Source organism: Streptomyces sp. NPDC004561 (assembly GCF_053602155.1).
In genome coordinates this window covers 1-2,817 of the sequence record NZ_JBSGDB010000749.1, presented here as the reverse complement: position 1 = coordinate 2,817, position 2,817 = coordinate 1, and the positions used below count along the sequence as shown (strand labels likewise).

3 protein-coding genes are annotated in these 2,817 nt (G+C 74.6%); all 3 read right to left on the bottom strand.

Annotated features, from left to right (window positions below):
• Positions 1-56: 56 nt before the first annotated feature.
• Complete coding sequence (locus ACWEN3_RS44665) at positions 57-1,004, bottom strand: alpha/beta hydrolase (protein WP_452983924.1); 948 nt, start codon at positions 1,002-1,004, stop codon at positions 57-59.
• Complete coding sequence (locus ACWEN3_RS44660) at positions 1,001-2,134, bottom strand: branched-chain amino acid ABC transporter permease (RefSeq protein WP_452983921.1); 1,134 nt, start codon at positions 2,132-2,134, stop codon at positions 1,001-1,003. The genes ACWEN3_RS44665 and ACWEN3_RS44660 overlap by 4 nt, the downstream gene beginning before the upstream one ends.
• A partial coding sequence (locus ACWEN3_RS44655) for a branched-chain amino acid ABC transporter permease (RefSeq protein WP_452983918.1) occupies positions 2,131-2,817 on the bottom strand: 687 nt, incomplete at its 5' end. The genes ACWEN3_RS44655 and ACWEN3_RS44660, both read right to left, overlap by 4 nt.

The window sequence follows — 2,817 nt, the reverse complement described above, 5'->3', positions numbered from 1 at the left end:
CGCGGCGCAGCGGAGGCCGGCGCCCGCGTCCGTACCGCCGCCCGGCACGCCGTCGCTCACCCCTCGCTGTCCGTCACACCGGCAGCGTCCAGCAGGTGCCGTGCCACGATCCGGGCGCCCTCGTCGCCGGCGAGGATCGTGTAGTGGTTGACGCCGGGGACGCGCCGTGTGCGCACCAGTTCCGGGTCGAGGCCGGCGGCGGCGAGCCGCTGCTCGTCGTACAGGCCCTGGGGCTCGTCCATCAGACCGCGTTCCGCCCAGAGCATCACGGCCGGGCGGGGCAGCCGGTGCACCGCTCCCGAGACCCCCTCGCCCAGCTGGTCCACGCCGTCGACGCGGACCGCCTCCAGGCTGCAGGAGGAGCGCAGTTCGGGCTCCTCCCCCACGAGATCGCGCTGGATGTAGGCGTCGACCCACGGCGACCAGGAGCCTACGAAGGCCGGATGTCCCTGCCAGAACGCGCGATACGCGTCGCGGTCCGGGAACGTCATCGACAGCCGCCGCATGGCGGGACCGATCACCGCGGTGATCAGCTCATCGGGGTCCAGGCCGGCCGGGACTGGGAAGCCCACGCCGCCGTCCACCAGCAGCAGAGCCGAGAGCAGCCGCGGGTGGCGCACGGCGGTCAGGGCCGCGGTGAAGGCCCCCATGGAGTGGCCGGTCAGCACCACCCGCTCCACGCCGATCGCGTCCACCAGGGCGGCCATGTCGTCGGCGTGGGCCGCGATGCCGTACGGGCCGGGCAGGCGCCCGCTGCGGCCCCGGCCGCGCAGGTCGGGCGCCATCAGGGTGACCCGGCCGGCCAGGTGGTGGGCGACACGCGCCCAGCTCAGGCCGTTGGCGGTGATGCCGTGCAGGGCGAGGACCACCGGCGCGCCAGGCTCGTCGGCCGGCCAGCGCGACACGGCCAGCTCCCCGCCGGCCACCGGCACTCCGAACTCCTCGTGTGCCCGCGCGGCCACGGCCTGACGGGCCGTCGTGCCGTTCTCGGTGATGCGGCTCATGACGGAGGGACCTCCTCGCGGTGGGCGGTGGCGCGGGACGTACGGGCGGCGCGCACCCGGTCAGGGAGCCGGACCACGCCGCCGGGCAGCAGGTATACCACCGCCACGAACAGCGCGCCGAGCAGGAACAGCGGCTGCGAGAGCGGCACTCGGACCACGGCGGGCAGGCCGGCGACCGTGCCCGAGCCGGCCAGGTCGCCGAGCCGGTGGTCGGCCCAGGTGTACAGGATGCCGCCGATCATCGGGCCCCATCGGGTGCCCGAGCCGCCCAGCACCACCATGACCAGCAGGGACAGGGTGAAGTCGGAGGTGGTCGTCTGCGGGGTGGCGCCGCCGGTCAGCAGCAGGTACACGATGCCGCCGAGCGCGGCCAGGGTGCCGGCCAGGACGAAGGCGACCAGCTTGAAGCCGTACGGGCGCAGCCCGAGCACCTCGACCCGGCGCTCGTTCTCCCTGATGCCCTCCCAGACCCGGCCGGTGGGCGAGCGGACAGCCCACTGCACGACGAACAGCACCACCACGAGGTAGGCCAGTGCGATCCAGTACAGGTTGGCGGTGTGCTCGATGCCCACCAGCGGAGCGGGGAGTCCGCCGTCGGGCGCGGCCCTGCCCTCCTCGCCGCCGGTGACACCTCCGGGGTCGCGCTGCACGAGGATCGAGGCGGCCTGGGCGAAGGCCAGGGTCACCATGGAGAACCCGATGCCGCCGACCCGCAGGCTGACCGCGCCCAGCAGGGCCGACAGTGCCACCCCCGCGAGCAGGCCGAGCAGCGCGGACACGGCGAACGGCAGACCGGCCTCCAGCATGACGGTGTTGGTGACGTAGGTGCCCGTGGCGAAATAGAGGGCGTGCCCGAAGGACAGCAGTCCGGTGCGGCCGAGCAGCAGGTCGTAGCCGGTGGCCAGGCCGCCGAAGAGCAGGCACAGGGCGAGCAGTTGCAGGTTGCCGGGGCCGCCGATCGGGCCGTCGAGCAGTCCCGGCAGCGGCAGGGCGCTGTAGGGCACGGTGAAGAGCACCACCAGCAGCAGGGCGGGCCACCAGCGGGTGAGCCGCCGCAGCCGTTCGGAGCGGGTGGCGCCGGGGCGGTCCGCCGTGCGGGCCCGGCCGCGCGGCTGGGTGGCGGTGGTCATGCGAGCCTCCCGGTGAGCCCCCGCGGCCGGACGAGCAGCAGGGCGGCGAGCAGGACGACGACGGCGAGGTCGCCGAGCCCGGCGGTGGTGTAGTAGTTGGCGAACTGCTGGACGAGGCCCACGGCCACGGCGGCCAGTGCGGCGCCGGTGAGCGATCCCATGCCGCCCGTCACGACGACCACGAAGGCGAAGATGAGCAGCGAGGTGCCCTGTTCGGGGTCCACGGAGCCGAAGTAGAGGCCGCCGAGGGCACCGCCGAGGGCCGCCGCCGCGCCGCCGATGGCGAAGACCAGGGTGAAGGCCCTGCGTACGTCGATGCCGAGCGCGGTGACCATCGCCCGGTCCTCCACGCCCGCGCGGACCACCAGTCCGTGCCGGGTGCGGCCGAGGAACAGCCTGAGCGCGGTCAGCACCACCAGGGCCGCGCCGATCAGCACCAGGCGGTTGAGGGGCACTTCGGCGCCCAGCAGGGCGAAGGTGCCGGACAGCGCCTTCGGGCCGGGGAAGGGCCGGGCGTCGGAGCCCCAGATCGCGGACAGCAGGGCCGGGACGGCCAGGCCCACGCCCACCGTGGCGAGGATCTGCTCGCGGGGGCGGGTGTAGAGCGGGCGTATCACGGCGAGTTCGAGGAGCACGGCGGCGACGGTGCCCACCGCGGTGCCGAAGACGACGGCGAGGGCGAA

Coding starts and splice junctions, on each gene's coding strand:
- ACWEN3_RS44665 (WP_452983924.1), bottom strand. CDS start 1,004: ATGAGCCGCATCACCGAGAACGGCACGACGGCCCGTCAGGCCGTGGCC.
- ACWEN3_RS44660 (WP_452983921.1), bottom strand. CDS start 2,134: ATGACCACCGCCACCCAGCCGCGCGGCCGGGCCCGCACGGCGGACCGC.